Genomic DNA, 19,446 nt, shown 5'->3' with positions numbered 1-19,446 from the left:
GGTTCTTCGCCCTGGACTGGAAGTACGGCTGGGTCTTCACCTACCAGTCCTCGCTGTCCACCGGACCCGCCTCGGACATCGTCGACGCCACCTGGTTCACCTGGGTCTTCGCCGCCGTCGGCCTGGTCCTGGGCCTGCTGGGCCTGTGGTGGCTCGCCGCGCACGCCCGACGCCCGCACCAGTCCAGCGTCCGGCTCAAGGGCTCGGACGACCACGGGCGCCTCGAGGCCGACCTGACCTCGATCGCGGCCGCGACCGCCGAGCGCTTCGACACCATGACCCCGACTCAGTCGGTGTCAGGACGGACGCGTTCGTACGGGTCCAAGCAGGTCGTGGAGCTCCGGGCCCGTCTGGACCCCCGCGCCGACGGTGAGTCCATCGGCACCGCCGCCCGCACCTGCACCCAGGACGTCGCCACCGCACTCCCCGACGGGGACGCGACGTGCCGCATCGTCCTCGACGGGCCCTCACGATCCAAGCTCGTCCGCAAGGCCACCGGCTCGACCGCACGAGTCCACTGACCCACACCCCACCAGCTCCGTCCCATCGGGGGACGGGACGCCAACCGAAGGGAGACCCTCATGGGCCTCGGAGACAAGATCAAGAACACCGCTGAGGACCTCGCCGGCAAGGCCAAGGAGGCCGTCGGCGACGTCACCAACAACGACGAGCTCAAGGCCGAGGGCAAGGCCGACCAGGCCAAGTCCAGCACCAAGCAGGCCGGCGAGAACGTCAAGGACGTCTTCAAGAAGTAGTCCTCGCCCCACCCGAGCCCCGTCGTCCCTGCGGATGGCGGGGCTCGGTCGCGTCTAGCCCAGCGCCAGCGTGACGAGCACCTGCAGGGTCGACGTGGCCCAGCTGACGTCGCCGGAGAAGTCGTCGGCGTAGATCTCGACGAGCCAGCCCGTGCCGTCACGGTCGTGCCCGCCGGCGCCCACCACGGCGGTGAACGGCGTGGTGGCCAGCACCCGGCGCTCGGCGACGTCGCCCTCGATCACGGTGGCGAAGAACGGGTAGCCCGCCAGCGCCGCGCGGGTGGCTGGGAAGTCGGCGAGGTCGTACGAGCCCAACGGCACGGGCGGGTCGTCGGTGCGGCGCAGCGGGTTGTAGCCGAACACGTCGTCGTGCAGCTGCCCGTCGCCGTCGGTGCGACCGATCATCCAGGTGGCCGCCTCGGTGACGGCGCAGACCGCCTCGGCGACCATCCGCAGCCGGGACGACGGCGGCGCGTCGGGCGTCATCTGCAGCGACTGCGTCAGCTCGGCGAGCGAGTCGTAGACGTGCTCGGTCCAGTGCTGGCCGGCCAGCTCGGCCGACGGGGCGCGCCGCGACTGCTTGTGCCGGTACAGGTCGGCGTCGGCGCTGCGCATCAGCGCGCGGCGCACCTCGTCGGCGGGCAGGACCACGGGCACGTCGACGCCCCTCACGGCCGCGCCGGTGGAGATGTCGAACGTCGGGACGGACGGGCGGACGGCGTCGCGCAGCGTCCCGACGACGTCGGCGACGTCGAGTCCGCGGGAGGTGCGGGCGACGAGGGCGAACTCGTCACCGCCCAACCGGGCGGCGAGCCCGCCGTCGAGCCCGGCGGCGACCTGGCGCAGCGTCAGCGCGACCACGCGCAGCAGCCGGTCGCCGCCGTCGTGGCCGCGCGAGTCGTTGACCTGCTTGAAGTGGTCGACGTCGAGGAGCACCAGGCTGACGTCGGGCAGGTCGGGGTCGTGGATGTAGCGGTCGAGGAGGTCCTCGGCGGCGCGGCGGTTGGCGATGCCCGTCAGCGGATCGGTGAACGCCATCTCGTGCAGGGCCGCCAGCCGCTCCAGGCGCGTGAGGCCCTGGGCGAGGAGCGAGGTGACCAGGTCGCCGTGACGCCGTCCGACGGCCTCGGCGCCCTCGTCCACGAGGCAGACCGTCAGCGTGCCCCAGACCGCCGTGCCCACCTGGACCGGCGAGGAGTAGGCGAGCCGGCCGCCCGACGTCTCGAGCATCGCCCGCTCGTCGGCCGACAGGTCGGCGTCGTCGAGACGGAGGACGGCGCCGCGTCCGGCCGCAGCCGCTCGGGCGGCGTGGGGGACGTCGGCGAGGGGACGACCGACGGCCGCCTCGGGTGCGTCGGGATCGAGCGCGGCGGCGTCGCACCGCGCGACCTCGACGGCGACGCCGGCCTGCCAGTCGATCCGGGAGAGCCGCGCGTCGAGCGCACCGGGCACGGCGGCGGCGGCACGCGTCGCGGCCGCGAACATCGGGACGAGGTCGTCACCGTCGCGGACGAGACGCTCGAGGTCGGACAGCCCCACCCACAGGGCGTCGTCGAGGGTCGACGGGACCTGGTCGGAACACTCCACCGGTCCGCCACCTCCCGCACCACCGAACGGACGCCGCCGTCGCGGCATCGCTGGGCCCCCGCCCCGGGCACAGACTCCCACAGCCGTCGACCCGTCGTCACGGGATCCGGGAGGTTCGACCGACCGCGGGGGTGCCCCTCGGCGCTCGTCGGTGACACGCTGGGGCGATGCCCTCGACGACGCCCCGTCCCCTCCCGCACGGCTCGTGGCCCTCCCCGGTGTCGGCGCGCGACACCTACGCCGGCGGCACCGTCCGCCGCTCGCCGCACCCCGACGGCGACACCCTCTACTGGCTCGAGTCGCGACCCGACGACGCCGGGCGCGTCACGCTGGTGCGCGTCGGCCCCGACGGGGTGCCGCACGACGTCTCGCCGCCCGGGCAGGACGTGCGCACCCGCATCCACGAGTACGGCGGTGGCGACGTGGGCGTCCGCGACGGGGTGGTGCTGTGGGTGGAGCAGACCGAGCAGCGGGTCTGGCGCACCGGGCCGGGCGAGGAGCCGCGCGCGATCACGCCGCCCACCGACGGCCGGGTGAGGTTCGGCCGCTTCGCCCTCGACCTCCCGCGAGGCGTCGCCTACACGGTGCGCGAGGACCAGCGCGACCCGTCCGTCGAGCCGGTGACCTCGCTCGTGCGACTCGCGCTCGACGGCGCCGACGACCTCGGCACGCCGCTCGTCGCGGGACGCGTGCGTCCGGTGGGTGAGCCCACCGGCACCGCCGACGCCACCGCGGCGCCCGACTTCGTCGCCGACCCGGTGCTCTCCCCCGGTGGCGGCCGCCTCGCCTGGCTCACCTGGAACCACCCCGACATGGCCTGGGACTCCACGTACCTGTGGGTGGGCGGGCTCGACGACGCGGGCGACCTGGTCGACGTCCGGCTGCTGGCCGGCGGCGACGGCGAGGCGATCGAGCAGCCGCTGTGGCTGGACGACGACCGCCTCGTCGTGGTCACCGACCGGTCGGGGTGGGGCAACCACGCGGTCGTGGACGTCACCGCCGACGCCCCCGTCCTCGAGACGATCCGCCCCGACGAGCACGACCTCGGTCAGCCCCGGTGGACCCAGGACCAGTGGTCCTACGACCTGCTGCCCGACGGGCGGCTGCTCAGCCACCGCTTCGTCGACGGGTACCGGACCGTGGTCGTCCTCGACCCCGCCACCGGCGACCTCACGACGGTGCCCACGTCGGTCACCGCGCTGGCCGACCTGCGGGTCTGGGGCGACCGCGGCGTGGCCCGGGCCTTCTTCGCCGACCGTCCGGCCGAGCTGGTGACGATCGACCTCGTCGACGGCAGCGTCGCGCCCGTGGCCGGCGCGACGCAGGTCGACCCCACCCTGGCCTCCCGCCCCGAGCCGGTCAGCTGGCCGACGCCCGACGGTGCGCTGGCGCACGGGTTCCTCTACCGGCCCACCCACCCCGACGTCGTCGGACCTGACGGCGAGCTGCCGCCGCTGATCGTCACGCTGCACGGCGGCCCCACCGCGGCCAGCCCGCCGGCGTACTCCACGGCCCGCACGTTCTGGACCTCCCGCGGCTTCGCGGTGCTCGACGTCAACTACGGCGGGTCGGTCGGCTACGGGCGCGAGTACCGCCGTCGTCTGCAGGGCACGTGGGGCGTGGTCGACGTCCAGGACGCGGCGAGCGGCGCGCGTCACCTGGCCGACACCGGCGTCGTCGACGGCGACCGCCTCTGCATCACCGGTGGCAGTGCGGGCGGCTTCACGACGCTCGCGGCCATGACCACCACGGACGTCTTCGCCGCCGGCGCCAGCCACTTCGGCGTCAGCGACCTCGGCGCCCTCGCGCGCGACACGCACAAGCTGGAGTCGCGGTACCTGTGGGGCCTGGTCGCGCCGTGGCCCGAGGGCGAGGCCGTGTACGACGAGCGCTCGCCGCTCACCCAGGTGGACCGGCTGTCCGCACCCCTCATCCTGCTGCAGGGCACCGAGGACAGGGTGGTCCCGCCCGCGCAGGCGCACCTGATGGCCGACGCCCTGCGCGCCAAGGGGCTGCCCGTCGCGCTCGTATTGTTCGAGGGCGAGGGCCACGGCTTCCGCGCGCTCGACAACCAGGTGCGCGCGCTGGAGTGCGAGCTGTCGTTCTACGCGCAGGTGTTCGGCTTCACGCCCGCCGACGACCTCGTCCCCGTCGAGGTGGAGAACCTCCCGTGACCGTCAGCGCGTCGCGTCGAGGACGGCGAGGTTGAGCCGCAGCACGTCGACCTTCGGGTCGCCCAGGAAGCCGAGCGACCGGCCGCGCGTGTGCTCGGCGACGAGCGTGCGCACCTCGCCGACCGTCAGGCCCGACGCCCGCGCGACGCGGTCCACCTGGAGCGCGGCGTAGGCGGGCGAGACGTACGGGTCGACGCCCGATCCGGACGCGGTGACCGCGTCGGGCGGCACCGCCGACGGGGCGACGCCGTTGTCGCGCGCCACCTGGGCCCGGCGCTCCTCGATGGTCCTCACGAGGTCGGGGTCCGACGGCCCCAGGTTGGACGGCGCGGTCGCGAGCGGGTCGTAGTCACCCGCCGACGGACGCGAGTGGAACAGCCCCGGTGCCGTCTCGGCGTCGAACCGCTGACCGATCAGGGCCGACCCGACGACGGCGCCGTCCCGTCGGACGAGCTGGCCGTCGGCCCGGTCACCGAGGGCGACCTGCCCGACGGCCCAGACCGTCACCGGGTAGACGACCCCGAGCAGGACGGTGAGGACGAGCAGGGCGCGCAGGCCCGTCCAGGACTGGCGCACGAGGTCGGTCAGGAGCGTGGCGGTCGAGGGACGGGCGACGACGTCGGTGGTGGTGGTCATGTGGGGATCCAGTTCTTCACAGGGACAGCAGGGGCGAGACGACGAGGTCGATCAGCTTGATGCCGACGAACGGCACCAGCACCCCGCCGACGCCGAACACGAGCAGGTTGCGGTTCAGCACCGACGCCGCCGACGCCGCGCGGTACGCGACGCCCCGCAGCGCGAGCGGGATCAGGCCGACGATCACCAGGGCGTTGAAGACCACGGCCGAGAGGATCGCCGACTCGGGCGAGCCGAGCCGCATGACGTTGAGCGCGTCCAGGCCCGGGTAAGCGGCCACGAACATCGCCGGCACGATCGCGAAGTACTTGGCGACGTCGTTGGCGATCGAGAACGTGGTGAGCGCGCCGCGGGTGATGAGCAGCTGCTTGCCGATGGCCACGACGTCGATCAGCTTGGTGGGGTCGGAGTCGAGGTCGACCATGTTGCCGGCCTCCTTGGCCGCCGACGTGCCGGTGTTCATCGCCACGCCGACGTCGGCCGCGGCGAGCGCGGGCGCGTCGTTGGTGCCGTCGCCGGTCATCGCGACCAGGCGACCGCCGGCCTGCTCCTGGCGGATCAGCGCGAGCTTGTCCTCGGGCGTCGCCTCGGCCAGGAAGTCGTCCACCCCGGCCTCGTCGGCGATCGCCTTGGCGGTCTTGGGGTTGTCGCCGGTGATCATCACGGTGCGGATGCCCATGCGGCGCAGCTCGTCGAACCGCGCGCGCATGCCGTCCTTGACGACGTCCTTGAGGTGGACGACGCCGAGCACGCGTCCCGTCCCGTCGGCCGACTGCTCGGCCACCACGAGGGGCGTGCCACCGGCCTCGCTGATCTCGTCGACGGCGTCCGCGAGCTCGGGGGCGACGTCGCCGCCGACCCAGCGGTGGACGGCGGACGCGGCGCCCTTGCGGACGAGGCGCCCGCCGGCGAGGTCGACGCCCGACATCCGGGTCTGGGCGGTGAACTCGACGAACTCGGCGCCCTGCGGCACCTCGCCCGACGCCCCCTGCTGCTCGGCGAGCGTGACGATCGAGCGTCCCTCGGGGGTCTGGTCGGCGAGGCTGGACAGCCGTGCGGCGTCGCGCAGCTCGTCCTCGCCGACGCCGGGCATCGGCACGAACCGGGACGCCTGCCGGTTGCCGATGGTGATCGTGCCGGTCTTGTCGAGCAGCAGCGTCGTGACGTCTCCCGCCGCCTCGACCGCCCGGCCCGACATCGCCAGGACGTTGACGCGGACGAGCCGGTCCATGCCGGCGATGCCGATCGCCGACAGCAGCGCCCCGATCGTCGTCGGGATCAGGCAGACCAGCAGCGCCACCAGCACGACGGTCGACTGCGGGGCGCCGGCGTACCGGGCCATCGGGGCGAGCGAGGCGACGGCCAGCAGGAACACGAGCGTGAGGCTCACCAGCAGGATCGACAGCGCGATCTCGTTGGGGGTCTTGCGGCGCGACGCCCCCTCGACGAGCGCGATCATCTTGTCCAGGAAGGTCTGGCCGGGCGCCGAGGTGATCTCGACGACGATCCGGTCCGAGAGGACCGTCGTGCCTCCGGTGACGGCCGAGCGGTCGCCACCTGCCTCGCGGATCACCGGCGCGGACTCGCCGGTGATCGCGGACTCGTCGACGCTCGCGACGCCCTCGACGACGTCGCCGTCGCCGGGGACCACCTGGCCCGCCTCGACCACCACGCGGTCGCCCGGGCGCAGGTCGGTGCCGGCCACCTGCGACTCGACGCCTCCCGCGTCGAGCCGTCGGGCGACGGTGTCCTGCCGCGCGGCGCGCAGGGAGTCGGCCTGCGCCTTGCCGCGCCCCTCGGCGACGGCCTCGGCGAGGTTCGCGAACACCACGGTGAGCCACAGCCACACCGCGATGGCGACGGCGAAGACGCTCGGGTCGGCGATGGCGAGGACCGTGGTCAGCACCGAGCCGAGCCAGACGATCAGCACGACCGGGTTGCGCCAGAGGTGACGGGGGTCGAGCTTGCGCAGCGCGGGGACGAGCTGGGCGGCGAGCTGCCGGCCGCTCAGTCCCTGCTGGGTGGGGATCCGGCGCCGAGCGGCGTCGTGCGACGTCTCGGGCGGGGTGGTCAGGGTGCTCACGAGAGGGCCTCCGCGATCGGGCCGAGGGACAGGGTCGGGAAGAAGGTCAGCCCGGTGACCAGCACGATCACGCCGACCACGAGGGCCGAGAACTGGACCGTGTGGGTGGGCAGCGTGCCGGCGGTCGTCGGCACCGTCCCCTGGCGGGCCAGGGACCCGGCCAGCCCGAGGACGAGCAGGATCGGCACCAGCCGACCGAGCAGCATGGCCGCGGCGAGCGTCAGCTGGAAGAACGTCGAGGTGACGGTGATCCCGCCGAACGCGCTGCCGTTGTTGTTGGCGGCGGACGTGTAGGCGTAGACCACCTCGGAGAAGCCGTGGCCGCCCGCGTTGCCCATCGCGTCGGCCGTGGACGGCAGCGCGATCGCGACGCCGATGCCGACGAGCACGAGCGCGGGCACCGACAACGTGTAGAGCGCGACGTAGGTCATCTGCGTCGTGCCGATCTTCTTGCCGAGCAGCTCGGGCGTGCGTCCGACCATCAGCCCGGCGACGAACACCGTCAGCACCGCCATGACCAGGAAGCCGTACAGGCCCGAGCCGGTGCCGCCCGGCGAGACCTCGCCGAACATCATGTGCACGATCGTCGAGCCGCCCGCGGCGGGCGTCAGGGAGTCGTGCGAGGCGTTGACCGCACCGGTCGACGTCCCGGTGGTGCTGACCGCGAACAGCGTCGAGGCCCACGTGCCGAGCTGGGTCTCCTTGCCCTCCATGGCCGCTCCCGCGGCACGGGCGGAGTCACCGTGGCCGCCGACCTCGGAGACGAGCGCGACGGCGAGCATCGCGCCCCACAGGAACGTCATCGCGCCCAGCACGGCGTACCCGTGCTTGCGGCTGCCGATCATCGTCCCGAACGTGCGGGTCAGGCAGACCGGGATCAGCAGCAGCAGGAAGATCTCGACCAGGTTCGACAGGGCCGTGGGGTTCTCGAACGGGTGCGCGGAGTTGGCGTTGAAGAACCCGCCGCCGTTGGTGCCGAGCTCCTTGATCGCCTCCTGCGACGCGACCGGTCCGAACGTCAGCGTCTGCTGCCCGCCCAGCACGGTGTCGACCACGCGGTCGGGCGCGAAGCTCTGCACGGCTCCGAGGCCGACGAGGACGATCGCCGCGACGAACGCCACCGGCAGCAGGATCCGCAGGTTGATCCGGACGAGGTCGACCCAGAAGTTGCCGAGGTCGTCGGACTCGCGACGGGTGAAGGCACGCACCAGCGCGACGGCGACGGCGATGCCGACCGCGGCCGACACGAAGTTCTGCACGGCGAGCCCGGCCATCTGCGCGGTCCACCCGAGCGTCGACTCACCGGCGTAGGACTGCCAGTTGGTGTTCGTGACGAACGAGACGGCGGTGTTGAGCGCCATGTCCCAGGGCATGCCCGGCAGCCCGCGGCTGAACGGCAGCGCCGCCTGCCCCACCAGGACCACGAACAGCACCAGCAGGCTGACGGCGGTGAACCCGACGACCGACAGCGCGTACCCCCGCGCGCCCTGGCGCCCGTCGGGGTCGACGCCGACCAGGCGGTAGACGACGCGTTCGGCCCGCAGGTGCCGTGGCGAGGTGAGGACGGTGGCCATGTAGTCGCCGAAGGGCCGGTAGACGAGCGCCAGGACGCCGAGCAGCGCGGCGATCGTCAGCAGGCCGGCGACGGTGGGGCCCATCAGAACTTCTCCGGCCACAGCAGGGCCGCGAGCAGGTAGCCGCACAGGCCGACGACGGCCAGCAGCAGCGCAGCGGATTCGAGGTGCATGCCCCCAGGCAACGCCCGGCCCCGCCCGCCGACGGCGATCCTCTCGCGACCTTGACGGGCCTTGACGCGATCTTGCCGGGCCCGGCCCCGTCCGCACGACTCGACACGTCCGGGTCGTCACCGTCGGCGCGTCGCGGACCGAAACCCGTCAACTCGTGAGGGGCCACCGTCGGGGCCGTAGGGTGTGGTGAGGCCGGTCCGCCCGGTCGCGTCGAACCCCAGGAGCCGTGCCATGACCAACGTCCTGATGGGTGTCGTGACGCAGACCCCGGCCGCCTCCGCCTCCCGCAGCGGCGCACCGTTCGCCGACGTGATGGTGCGCGTGGACCGTCAGGCCGAGGTGGGGTCGGGCCGCTGGAGCCCCCTGGACCCGGCCGTCTGCCACGTCCGCGCGTTCGGCGACCTCGCCGGCACGGTGGTGGGCGCCCTCGCCGTCGACGACGTCGTGGTCGTGGTCGGCTCGATCGTCCCGGGACCGTGGGACCCCGACGAGGAGCTCGACTCGGTGCCGCGCCGCATCGTCGCCGACGTCGTGACGCGTCCGCTCACCGACGACGGCTGAGGCAGACCGGCGGCGGCCACGCCGCCCTTCGATCCTCGCTTATTTGTCAAGACATGAGGTTGACCGCACAGAGGCGCATGCCGGAGGATCGGACGCGAACCCCGCCCCCTCGCAGAACCGGGACACACCCATGCGCATCGGACTTGCCGGCGTCGGGCGCATCGGCGCCTTCCACGCCTCCACCCTCGCCGAGCTCGACGAGATCGACCAGGTCGTCGTCGCCGACCACTTCCCCGACCCCGCGCGCGCCCTGGCCGACAAGGAGGGGTACGGGTTCGCCGCGGACGTCGACGAGCTGCTCGGCCAGGTCGACGGCCTCGTGGTCGCGACGTCGACGCCCGGCCACGCGCCGCTCGTCCGCGCCGGCGTCGCGGCCGGCGTCCCGACGTTCTGCGAGAAGCCCGTCGCGGCGACCCTGGAGGAGACCCTCGAGCTGGCCGCCCTGGTCGAGGCGTCCTCGGTGCCCGTCCACGTGGGCTTCCAGCGCCGCTTCGACGCTGGGTACCAGCGCGTCCGGGCCGCGGTCGAGTCCGGCGAGCTGGGCTTCGTGCACACCATCCGCGCGCAGACGCACGACCAGGCGCCGCCCGCCGCGGAGTACCTGCCCACCAGCGGCGGCATCCTGCGCGACTGCAGCATCCACGACTTCGACATCATCCGGTTCGTCACCGGCCGCGAGGTCGTCAGCGCGTACGCCGTCGGCGCCAACAAGGGCGCCGACTTCTTCACCGCGGCCGGCGACGTCGACACCGCCGCCGTCCTGCTGACGCTCGACGACGGCACGCTCGCCACCGTCACCGCCACGCGCTACAACGGCGGCGGCCACGACGTCCGGATGGAGGTCATGGGGTCGGACGGCACGCTCGGCGTCGGCTACGACGACTCCCTCGCGCTGGTCTCGGCCGAGCCCGGTGCGACCTACCCGGCCGGCCCGCAGAAGTGGTCGTTCATGGAGCGCTTCCTGCCGGCGTACCGCACCGAGCTCGCCGCGTTCTGCGACGTCGTCGCCGGACGCACGCCGAGCCCGTGCACCGTCGACGACGCCCTGGCGGCCTTCCGCATCGCCGACGCGGCCGAGCAGTCGCGGCTCAGCGGCCTGCCCGTGCGGCTCGACGCGCAGGTCTGATCGGTCACGCCGGGCCGCCCACCCGCCACGGGGGTGGGCGGCCCCGTCGCGTCGGTCGATAGATTGGTATCCGGCGTCCTGCGGACGCCCGTCACCGACGACTACCGTCGTCAGGTGCGGGTGTGCGTCGCCGCACCGAACGGACCGACCGTCCGACCCGAGGCACGACCAGCAAAGGAGGCGCCCCGATGAGCGCCGATCCCCGTGGCAGCACCCCCGACGAGGAGACGTCCGAGTGGCTGGAGTCGTTCGACGACCTCGTCGCCGTCTCCGGCCGTGACCGGGCCCGCCAGATCCTGGCGGCGATGCAGGAACGCGGCCGCAGCGCCGGCGTGACCGTCGAGCCCGGCGTCGTCACCGACTACGTCAACACCATCTCCACCGAGGACGAGCCCGACTTCGCCGGCGACGAGGAGATCGAGCGTCGCTTCCGTGCGTACGTCCGCTGGAACGCCGCGGTCATGGTGCACCGCGCGCAGAGCCCCGAGATCGGCGTCGGCGGCCACATCTCCACCTACGCGGGTGCCGCGACCCTCTACGAGGTCGGGCTCAACCACTTCTTCCGCGGCCCCGACCACCCGGGCGGCGGCGACCAGGTGTTCTACCAGGGCCACGCCTCGCCGGGCATGTACGCCCGCGCCTACCTCGAGGGCCGCCTCGGCACCGACGACCTGAACGGCTTCCGCCAGGAGAAGTCCAAGGCGCCGCACGGCATGTCGTCGTACCCGCACCCGCGCCTGATGCCCGGGTTCTGGCAGTTCCCCACGGTGTCGATGGGCATCGGCCCGATGAACGCGATCTACCAGGCGCAGTTCAACCGCTACCTGCGCGACCGCGGCTTCAAGGACACCACCGACCAGCACGTCTGGGCGTTCCTCGGCGACGGCGAGATGGACGAGCCGGAGTCGCGCGGGCTGCTGCAGCTCGCGGCCAACGACGGCCTGGACAACCTCACCTTCGTCATCAACTGCAACCTGCAGCGCCTCGACGGACCCGTCCGCGGCAACGGCAAGATCGTCCAGGAGCTCGAGGGCTTCTTCCGCGGCGCCGGCTGGAACGTCGTCAAGGTGCTGTGGGGCCGCGAGTGGGACCCGCTGCTCGCGGCCGACAAGACCGGCGACCTGCTGCGGATCATGAACGAGACGCCCGACGGCGACTTCCAGACCTACAAGGGCGAGTCGGGCAGCTACGTCCGCGAGCACTTCTTCGGCAAGTCCACGGCCACCAAGCTGATGGTCAAGGACATGACCGACGACCAGATCTGGGGCCTCAAGCGCGGTGGCCACGACTATCGCAAGGTCTACGCCGCCTACCACCAGGCGACGGTGCACAACGGCCGTCCGACGGTCGTGCTCGCCAAGACCGTCAAGGGCTACGGCCTCGGCGCGAACTTCGAGGCGCGCAACGCCACGCACCAGATGAAGAAGCTCACCACCGACGACCTCAAGAAGTTCCGTGACTCGCTGAACATCCCCGTCACGGACAAGGAGATCGACGAGGACGCCTACGGCGTGCCGTACTACCACCCGGGCGCCGACGCCCCCGAGATCGAGTACGCGCTCGAGCGCCGTCGCAAGCTCGGCGGGTTCACGCCCGAGCGGCGCAACGCCCCCGTCTCGGTGACGCTGCCCGGCGACAGCACCTACGCGGGCGCCCGCAAGGGCTCGGGCAAGCAGATGGCCGCGACGACGATGACGTTCGTCCGGCTGCTGCGCGACCTGATCCGCGACAAGGGCATCGGCGACCGCATCGTGCCGATCGTCCCCGACGAGGCGCGCACGTTCGGCATGGACTCGTTCTTCCCGACGGCCAAGATCTACAACCCGAACGGCCAGCGCTACACCGCCGTCGACCGCGAGCTCTTCCTGGCCTACAAGGAGTCCGAGCACGGCCAGATCCTGCACGCGGGCATCAACGAGGCGGGCTCGGTCGCGGCGTTCACCGCCGCCGGCACCTCGTACTCGACGCACGGCCAGCCGATGATCCCGGTCTACATCTTCTACTCGATGTTCGGCTTCCAGCGCACGGGCGACTCCCTGTGGGCCGCCATGGACCAGATGACGCGCGGGTTCATCATCGGCGCCACCGCCGGGCGCACCACGCTCACCGGTGAGGGCCTGCAGCACGCCGACGGCCACAGCCCGGTGCTGGCGGGCACCAACCCGGCGATGAAGATCTACGACCCGGCGTTCGGGTACGAGATCGCGCACATCGTCCGGGCCGGCCTGGAGCAGATGTACGGGCCGGACAGCACCGACCCGAACGTCATGTACTACCTGACGGTCTACAACGAGCCGATGCTGCAGCCCGCCGAGCCCGAGGACGTCGACATCGACGGCATCGTCCGCGGCATGCACCGGATCAGCACCGGCGGCGACGGCCCCAAGGTCCAGCTGCTGGGCTCGGGCGTCTCGGTGGGCTGGGCGCAGGAGGCCGCGGTCATCCTCGGCCAGGAGTGGGGCGTCAGCGCCGACGTGTGGTCGGTGACGTCGTGGGCCGAGATGCGTCGCGACGGACTGGCCGCCGAGAAGCACAACTTTCTGCACCCCGAGGACGAGCCCCGCACGCCGTGGGTGACCTCGAAGCTCGAGTCCACCGAGGGTCCGCTCGTCGCGAGCACGGACTACGTGTCCGAGGTGCCCGACCAGATCCGCCAGTTCGTCCCGCGTCGCTTCGCGACCCTGGGCGCGGACGAGCACGGCTTCTCCGACACCCGCTCGGCCGCACGTCGGTACTTCCACATCGACGCGCACTCGATCGTCGTCCGGGCCCTGCAGGAGCTGGTCGCCGAGGGCAAGGTCGACGCGTCGGCCCCCCGCCAGGCCGCCGAGAAGTACCGCCTGCTCGACGTCAACGCCGGCACCACCGGCAACGCGGGCGGCGACGCCTAGCACCCGGCACGCCACCCGGCCCCCGCCGAGGTCCGGGTCGTGCAACGCATCAGCACGTGATGCGTTGCACGACTCGGACCTCGACGCGCGGGGCCGGCGGGTGGGGCGTCAGGCGGGGGTGGTGCGGACGAGGACGCCGATCTTGTCGATGCGGTGCTCGGGGTTCTTGAACTCGTCGGACCAGTAGTTGCCCTCGGCGTGGTCCTCGGGGGTGGCGCAGGTCGACAGCGTGATCATCGCCCGGGTGGGCTCGACGCCCGGACGGCCGGGCACGGCCGCACGCTGGGCGGCCAGCGACGCGGGGCTGCGGAACGAGGTCCTGCGCGTCTCGGTGATCCGGTAGACGTAGGTGGTGCCGCCGGACTCGACGGCGACCTGGTCGCCCACGTCGGTGTCGGGCAGGTCGAGGAACGCCTTGGTGGACGAGAGCCGGTGCGCGGTCACCTGGTAGTTGCCGATGCCGCCGGGGCCGACGCCACCCTCGGGTCCGTGCGGGCTGGCCGCCACGCCGCCGTCCTGGATCCTCGTGCCGACGGCGTCGTCGGTGCGGCCCTCGTAGGGCACGACGACGAGGTCGTCGACACCGGCCGACCTCACGCGGATCCGCGCGCGGGCGGGTGCGCCGTCGCTCGGGACGGGACCGGCGACGGCGGGTGCGGCGGTGGTCGCGGGCGTGGTCGGCGGCGCCGTCGTGGGCGGTGTCGTCGGCGCGGTGGTGGTGGCCGACGGGGCCGGCACCTCGTCGCGGGCCACCTCGCGCTCGGCGGGCGCGCAGGCCGCGAGCAGCGCGCACGCCGCCGCGCCGGCCGTCACGGTGCCCCAGGATCGCCTCACCCCGCCGAGCCTACGAGGGCGGTCCACGGCGCCCGCCCGGATCAGTCGGGGGCGGGCGCCAGGTGGGCGTGGACGAGCGGCACCGCCGACGCCCCCTCGCCGCTGGCCGCGGCGACGCGCTTCATCGACCCGGCGCGGATGTCGCCGACGGCGAAGACGCCGGGGACGGTCGTGGCGAGGTTGGCCGGCGGACGGCCGTCGGTCCAGCGGTCCTGCGGCACGTCGCGGCCGGTGAGGACGAACCCCCGCTCGTCGCGGGCCAGCGACGAGGGCAGCCAGTCGCAGTGCGGCTCGGCGCCGAGGAGCAGGAACAGCCCCTGGGCCGCGACCTTCTCGACGCTGCCGTCGCGCACGTCCTCGAGCACCAGGTGCTCCAGGCGCGGGGAGCCGCCGCCGTCGACCACGCGGGTGCACGTGCGCACCTCGATGCGCGGGCTCCAGCGGATCTCCTCCACCAGGTACGACGACATCGTCTCCTCCAGCGACGGGCGCCGGACCACGATCGTCACCGACCGCGCGGACCGCGCCAGGTGGACGGCCGCCTGTCCCGCCGAGTTGCCACCGCCGACCACGAAGACGTCGGCGCCGTCCATCTCGCGGGCGGCGGTGAGCGCGGCACCGTAGTTGACGCCCGCGCCGACGAGGTCCTCCAGCGGGGCCACGCCGAGCTTGCGGTACGCGACGCCCGTCGAGACGATCACCGCGCGCGCCCGCAGCTCGCCGCCCGCGGTGTGCAGGACGTGCGGCTCGCCGTCGCCGCCGGGCACGAGCGAGTCGACGGTCCAGCCGGTGAAGAACCGGGTGCCGAACCGCAGCGCCTGGTTGCGCGCCCGCTGGGACAGCCGCATGCCCGAGATGCCGCGCGGGAAGCCCAGGTAGTTGCGGATCATCGAGCTGGTGCCGGCCTGGCCGCCGATGGCCTCGGCCTCGAGCACCACCGTCGACAACCCCTCGGACGCGCCGTAGACCGCCGCGGCGAGCCCGGCCGGGCCGGCGCCGACGACGGCGAGGTCGACGACGTCGTCCACCTCGATCTCGTCGGGACGTCCGTAGATCGACACCGCCACGTCGCGCACCGACGTGGCGGCGACCGGCGTCCGTCCGTGCGCGAACACCAGCGGGTAGGAGGCGTCGACGAGGCCGTGCAGCTCGCGCATGTGGCGGCCGACGTCGCTCTCGGGGTCGTAGACCCGGCTCGGCATGCCCATCCGCGACAGGTAGTCGCCGATGGCGAGCGTCAGCGCGTCGCGCACCGGGGAGACGATCTTGACCGACACCACCTCGGGGTCGGGGACCGTCGAGCCCCAGTCCGACAGCAGGTCGGTCAGGGCGTGGTGGAACTCCTCGTCGCGCACGCCGCGCGGCATCAGCAGGTAGGCGTCGTACTTGCCCTTGGCCATCGCCTCGCGCAGCCCGGGGGCGTCGGCGACGAAGTGGTCGAAGTGGGCGGCGATCATCCGGCGCGCCGTGGGCACCTCGGCCCGCCAGCGCCCGATCGCGCGCAGCACGTGGTCGTCGGGGAGCCGGGAGTCCGAGACGTAGAGGCAGACGGTGCCGCCGGCCGCGCGGACGGCGGCGGTGACGTCCATCGCCTCCTGGCTGGACCGGGCGACGTGCAGGTCGTACTCACGCTCGTAGCGCGCGAACGCCTCGCGCAGGTGGTCGCCGTGCTCGCCGGAGACGAGCACGATCGCGGGCATCGGTGGGGTGACGGTCTCGCTCACGTCAACACAGTAGGTCGGTCCGCCCGCCAGGCAAGGGTCCTGAGGGTCACGCACGCGTGAACCACCTGTCGTCCCCGGTCAAGCCGTTGTCGTCGGGGGTCAAGCGCGACCGGTGGCCGGTGCACGATGATGGACCCATGACCCGCACCACCACCTGGGAGCCCGACGTCCTCGGCGACGGCTACGAGCAGCACACGATCGAGCTGGGCGCCGACCCCGACGGCGAGGGCGACGTCGCCGCCGTCCTGGTGCGCCGCACCCCGCGCGACGGCGAGGCCGTCGACGGGGCGGTGCTCTACGTCCACGGCTTCTCGGACTACTTCTTCCAGACCGCCCTGGCCGACTTCTGCGCCGCGCGCGGCCTGGGGTTCTACGCGCTCGACCTGCGCAAGTGCGGACGCGCGCGTCGCCCCGGGCAGACCGCCCACTACACGTCCGACCTCGAGCAGTACGACGCCGAGCTCGACGCGTCCCTGGCGATCGTCGCGGCCGAGCACCCGGACCTGCCGGTGACGGCGATGGCGCACTCGACCGGTGGGCTGATCCTCCCGCTCTGGCTCGACCGACGCCGCCGCGCCGGGCGCACCGCCCCCGTCGCGGGGCTGGTGCTGAACAGCCCGTGGTTCGACCTGCAGGGCAAGCCCGTCATGCGCGGACCGGTCACGTTCGCGCTGCAGGGCGTCGCCCGCGTCACGCCGCTGCGTGCCCTCGACCTGCCCGAGAGCCTCTACGGCCCGACGCTGCACACCAGCGGCACCGGCGAGTGGGACTTCGACGTCGCCCTCAAGCCCCTCGAGGGCTTCCCGGTGACGGTCGGCTGGCTGAACGCCGTCCGCCGCGGCCACGCGCGCCTGCACCGCGGGCTCGACGTGGGCGTGCCGTCCCTGGTGCTGCGCTCGGACAAGACGCACTACTCCTCGCGCTACAGCGACGAGAGCGACCGCGCCGACACCGTCCTCGACGTGCGCCAGATCGCCCGCTGGGCCGGCTGCCTCGGCGGCGAGACCACCGTCGTGCCGATCGCCGACGCGCGCCACGACGTGTTCCTGTCGCTCGCCGAGCCCCGTGAGGCCGCGTACGCGCGGCTCGACGACTGGCTCGCGCGGCACCGGCTCGTCACGGCCGGCTGAGGATCAGGCCGCGACGTCCTCGGTGGGGCGCGCGGGCTCGTCGACGCGGGCCGCTGCCTGCGCCGCGGCCCGGTCGGCGGCGGCGCCCGGCACCAGGAACCCGGCGAGCCCGGCCGACGCCATGACGACCGCGAGCACGACGAACGTCACGGTGTAGCCGATCTCGGCGGTGAGTCCGTTCGGCAGCACCTGGGCGGTGACGATGCTCGTGGCCATCGCCGAGCCGACCGCTCCGCCGATGGTGCGCACGTTGGCGTTCATGCCGCTCGCGACGCCGGTCTGCTCGGCCGGGACGGCCGCCACGACGAGGTTGGCGAGCAGCGCGAAGACCAGACCCACGCCGACGCTGGCGATGCCCGCGCCGATCGCGGTCTGCACGAGCGTGTCGTGGACCAGCGCGGTGGACAGCAGGCCGACCGCGCCGATCATGCACGAGGCGATGACCATCGGCTTCGGCCCGAACAGGCGGGCCAGCGGGGTGGCGACGAGACCGGCCACGAAGGTGGCGGCGGCGCTCGGCAGCATGACCAGGCCGGCCTGCGTCACGGTGGCGCCGAGGCCCCAGCCCGACGCGGACGGGGTCTGCACGAGCTGGGGGACGAAGCCGAACGAGGCGTACATCGAGACGCCCACCAGCAGCGCCACGAGGTTGGCGGCCCAGACCGGGCGACGACGCATCATCGTCAGGTCGACGACCGGGACGCGGGCACGCTGCTCCGAGCGCACCCAGGCGAGCGTCAGCACCACCGCGGCGACGAGCAGGCCCAGCACGCCGGGCGACGTCCAGCCCCAGGCCGGACCCTGGCTGACGGCGAGCAGGAAGCTCGACAGCCACCCCGCGAGCAGCACCGCGGGCAGCAGGCTGACGCCGCCGGGGGTGCGCACCGGCGACTCGGGGACGAGCACGAACGCGGCCACGGCCGCGAGGGTGGCCACGATCGCGGGGAGCACGAAGAGCCAGTGGAAGCCGAGCACGTCGAGGATGGGGCCGGCGACGACGATGCCGATGCCGAACCCCACGGCCAGCAGCGAGGAGACCACGCTGATCGCCATCGAGCGGTGCTTCTCGGGCACCTCGTCGCGGATGATGCCGAAGGCCAGCGGGATCACGCCGCCGCCGACGCCCTGGATGACGCGGGCGCCGATCAGGACGCCGATGTGCGTCGCGAGCGCGGCCACGACCGACCCGACGGCGAGCGCGCCCACGGCGACGACGAGCATCCGGTTCTTGCCGACGGCGTCGCCGACCCGACCGAGGATCGGCGTGGAGATCGCGGCGGCGAGCAGCTGTGCGGTGAGCACCCAGGTGACCGCGCTCTGGGTGGTGCCCAGCTCGGTCTGCAGCAGCGGCAGCGTCGGCACCGTCATGGACTGGACCAGCGCGTACGACATCACCGACACGGTGAGGACGGCGAACGTGGTGCGGTAGGACCGGCGGCGCACGGGTCTCCTCGGAGCAGGGGTGACGGGGGAAGACCCCACGGTAGTTGCTGACGGCACACAACCGTCAGGGCGCAGGTCACACCCCGCCCCGCCCGTGACGTGGACCACCGGTGCGCCTCAGGCGCCGAACAGCTCCGCGTCGAGGTTGCCGTCGAACGCGCAGGCGCTGAGCGCGTCGACGTCGGCGTCCTCGCCGACGTGCTGGGGGGCCTCGATCGCGATCATCACGTTGAGCAGCATCCCGTGGGCGATGAACGCGCGGACCTGGTCCTGGGTGGCGCCGGTCGCGGTCAGGTCGCGGTGGATGCGTCCCATCGCCCGACGGGCGTGCCGACCGATCTCGGGCACGGCGGACGCGGTGAAGCCGTGCATGAGCACGAGCAGGTGGTCGCGGTCGGTGAGGAGCCCGGAGTAGACCGCCCCCAGCCGACCCCAGTCCTCCTGGTCGTCGGGGTCGAACGGCGCCCGGGCGACCTCGGCCTCGAACGCGGCCCGGATGCGCTCGGCGGCACCGTCGAGCACCTCGAGGAACAGGTCGAGCTTGCTGCCGAAGATCCGCACGACGTACGGCTGCGACACCGACGCCTCGCGGGCGATCGCGTCGGTGCTGGTGCCGGCGTACCCGTCCTGGGCGAAGGCGCGGGTGGCGGCCGCGAGGACGAGCGCGCGTCGGTCCGCCGCACCCATGCGGGTGGTCTTCTCCGGGCTCGCTGACGGACTCACGCTTGACAGGTTATCAGTTCATTACTTAACG

General features: G+C 73.1%; 16 protein-coding genes. 7 read left to right on the top strand and 9 right to left on the bottom strand.

Going from position 1 to position 19,446, the window contains the following annotated elements; all coding sequences use genetic code 11:
• The coding region (locus ACI6PP_RS05615; protein ID WP_421109842.1) for a hypothetical protein at positions 1–521 on the top strand (521 nt) is incomplete at its 5' end.
• Between the two features lie 60 nt (positions 522–581).
• Positions 582–755: a CsbD family protein gene (locus ACI6PP_RS05610; protein WP_421109841.1), complete on the top strand. Its 174-nt coding sequence runs from the start codon at positions 582–584 to the stop codon at positions 753–755.
• Between the two features lie 54 nt (positions 756–809).
• On the opposite strand, the gene ACI6PP_RS05605 is transcribed toward ACI6PP_RS05610, so the two are convergent.
• Positions 810–2,342 carry a GGDEF domain-containing protein gene (locus ACI6PP_RS05605; RefSeq protein ID WP_421109840.1) on the bottom strand — a complete coding sequence of 511 codons (1,533 nt, stop codon included), beginning with the start codon at positions 2,340–2,342 and terminating at the stop codon, positions 810–812.
• 167 nt (positions 2,343–2,509) lie between these two features.
• Between ACI6PP_RS05605 and ACI6PP_RS05600 the strand changes: the two genes are divergently transcribed.
• Positions 2,510–4,516 (top strand): S9 family peptidase, encoded by a 2,007-nt coding sequence (locus ACI6PP_RS05600; RefSeq protein ID WP_421109839.1) that lies wholly within the window; start codon positions 2,510–2,512, stop codon positions 4,514–4,516.
• Between the two features lie 3 nt (positions 4,517–4,519).
• Here the strand turns inward: ACI6PP_RS05600 and kdpC are convergent, their stop codons facing one another.
• Genes kdpC through kdpF form a run of 4 tightly spaced genes read right to left on the bottom strand, consistent with a single transcriptional unit; the run spans position 4,520 to position 8,982 of the window.
• Positions 4,520–5,152 carry a K(+)-transporting ATPase subunit C gene (kdpC, locus tag ACI6PP_RS05595; protein WP_421109837.1) on the bottom strand — a complete coding sequence of 211 codons (633 nt, stop codon included), beginning with the start codon at positions 5,150–5,152 and terminating at the stop codon, positions 4,520–4,522.
• A gap of 16 nt (positions 5,153–5,168) precedes the next feature.
• Positions 5,169–7,181 carry a potassium-transporting ATPase subunit KdpB gene (gene kdpB / locus ACI6PP_RS05590; protein WP_421109843.1) on the bottom strand — a complete coding sequence of 671 codons (2,013 nt, stop codon included), beginning with the start codon at positions 7,179–7,181 and terminating at the stop codon, positions 5,169–5,171.
• 50 nt (positions 7,182–7,231) lie between these two features.
• Complete coding sequence (gene kdpA / locus ACI6PP_RS05585; RefSeq protein WP_421109835.1) at positions 7,232–8,893, bottom strand: potassium-transporting ATPase subunit KdpA; 1,662 nt, start codon at positions 8,891–8,893, stop codon at positions 7,232–7,234.
• Positions 8,893–8,982: a K(+)-transporting ATPase subunit F gene (gene kdpF, locus ACI6PP_RS05580; RefSeq protein ID WP_421109834.1), complete on the bottom strand. Its 90-nt coding sequence runs from the start codon at positions 8,980–8,982 to the stop codon at positions 8,893–8,895. Before kdpF ends, kdpA begins: the two co-directional genes overlap by 1 nt.
• A 232-nt stretch (positions 8,983–9,214) precedes the next feature.
• Between kdpF and ACI6PP_RS05575 the strand changes: the two genes are divergently transcribed.
• The 3 genes from ACI6PP_RS05575 (at position 9,215) to aceE (ending at position 13,561) form a co-directional block, all read left to right on the top strand.
• Positions 9,215–9,544 carry a single-stranded DNA-binding protein gene (locus tag ACI6PP_RS05575; RefSeq protein ID WP_421109832.1) on the top strand — a complete coding sequence of 110 codons (330 nt, stop codon included), beginning with the start codon at positions 9,215–9,217 and terminating at the stop codon, positions 9,542–9,544.
• A gap of 130 nt (positions 9,545–9,674) precedes the next feature.
• Complete coding sequence (locus tag ACI6PP_RS05570; protein ID WP_421109830.1) at positions 9,675–10,670, top strand: Gfo/Idh/MocA family protein; 996 nt, start codon at positions 9,675–9,677, stop codon at positions 10,668–10,670.
• A gap of 188 nt (positions 10,671–10,858) precedes the next feature.
• Complete coding sequence (aceE, locus tag ACI6PP_RS05565; RefSeq protein WP_421109828.1) at positions 10,859–13,561, top strand: pyruvate dehydrogenase (acetyl-transferring), homodimeric type; 2,703 nt, start codon at positions 10,859–10,861, stop codon at positions 13,559–13,561.
• A 108-nt stretch (positions 13,562–13,669) separates the two neighbouring features.
• On the opposite strand, the gene ACI6PP_RS05560 is transcribed toward aceE, so the two are convergent.
• Both ACI6PP_RS05560 and ACI6PP_RS05555 read right to left on the bottom strand, forming a co-directional pair.
• A complete protein-coding gene (locus tag ACI6PP_RS05560; RefSeq protein WP_421109826.1) occupies positions 13,670–14,395 on the bottom strand; it encodes a sortase domain-containing protein in 726 nt (241 codons plus the stop codon).
• Between the two features lie 41 nt (positions 14,396–14,436).
• Positions 14,437–16,119 carry an NAD(P)/FAD-dependent oxidoreductase gene (locus tag ACI6PP_RS05555; RefSeq protein ID WP_421109824.1) on the bottom strand — a complete coding sequence of 561 codons (1,683 nt, stop codon included), beginning with the start codon at positions 16,117–16,119 and terminating at the stop codon, positions 14,437–14,439.
• A 137-nt stretch (positions 16,120–16,256) separates the two neighbouring features.
• Here ACI6PP_RS05555 and ACI6PP_RS05550 point away from each other — a divergent pair, with 137 nt between their 5' ends.
• Entirely contained in the window at positions 16,257–17,249 is a 993-nt protein-coding gene (locus tag ACI6PP_RS05550) for an alpha/beta hydrolase (RefSeq protein WP_421109822.1), read from the top strand.
• A 3-nt stretch (positions 17,250–17,252) separates the two neighbouring features.
• Here ACI6PP_RS05550 and ACI6PP_RS05545 read toward each other — a convergent pair whose 3' ends face one another.
• Both ACI6PP_RS05545 and ACI6PP_RS05540 read right to left on the bottom strand, forming a co-directional pair.
• Complete coding sequence (locus ACI6PP_RS05545; RefSeq protein WP_421109820.1) at positions 17,253–18,692, bottom strand: MFS transporter; 1,440 nt, start codon at positions 18,690–18,692, stop codon at positions 17,253–17,255.
• 117 nt (positions 18,693–18,809) lie between these two features.
• Positions 18,810–19,415, bottom strand: coding sequence for a TetR/AcrR family transcriptional regulator (locus ACI6PP_RS05540; RefSeq protein ID WP_421109818.1), 606 nt, complete (start codon positions 19,413–19,415; stop codon positions 18,810–18,812).
• Between the last annotated feature and the right edge of the window lie 31 nt (positions 19,416–19,446).

Origin of the sequence: Solicola agrisoli, from assembly GCF_049059935.1 — a bacterium.
In the GTDB taxonomy this organism is placed as follows: Bacteria; Actinomycetota; Actinomycetes; order Propionibacteriales; family Nocardioidaceae; genus JAURVT01.
Note: the sequence above shows the minus strand (reverse complement) of the source record. Positions and strands in the feature narration are given on the sequence as shown.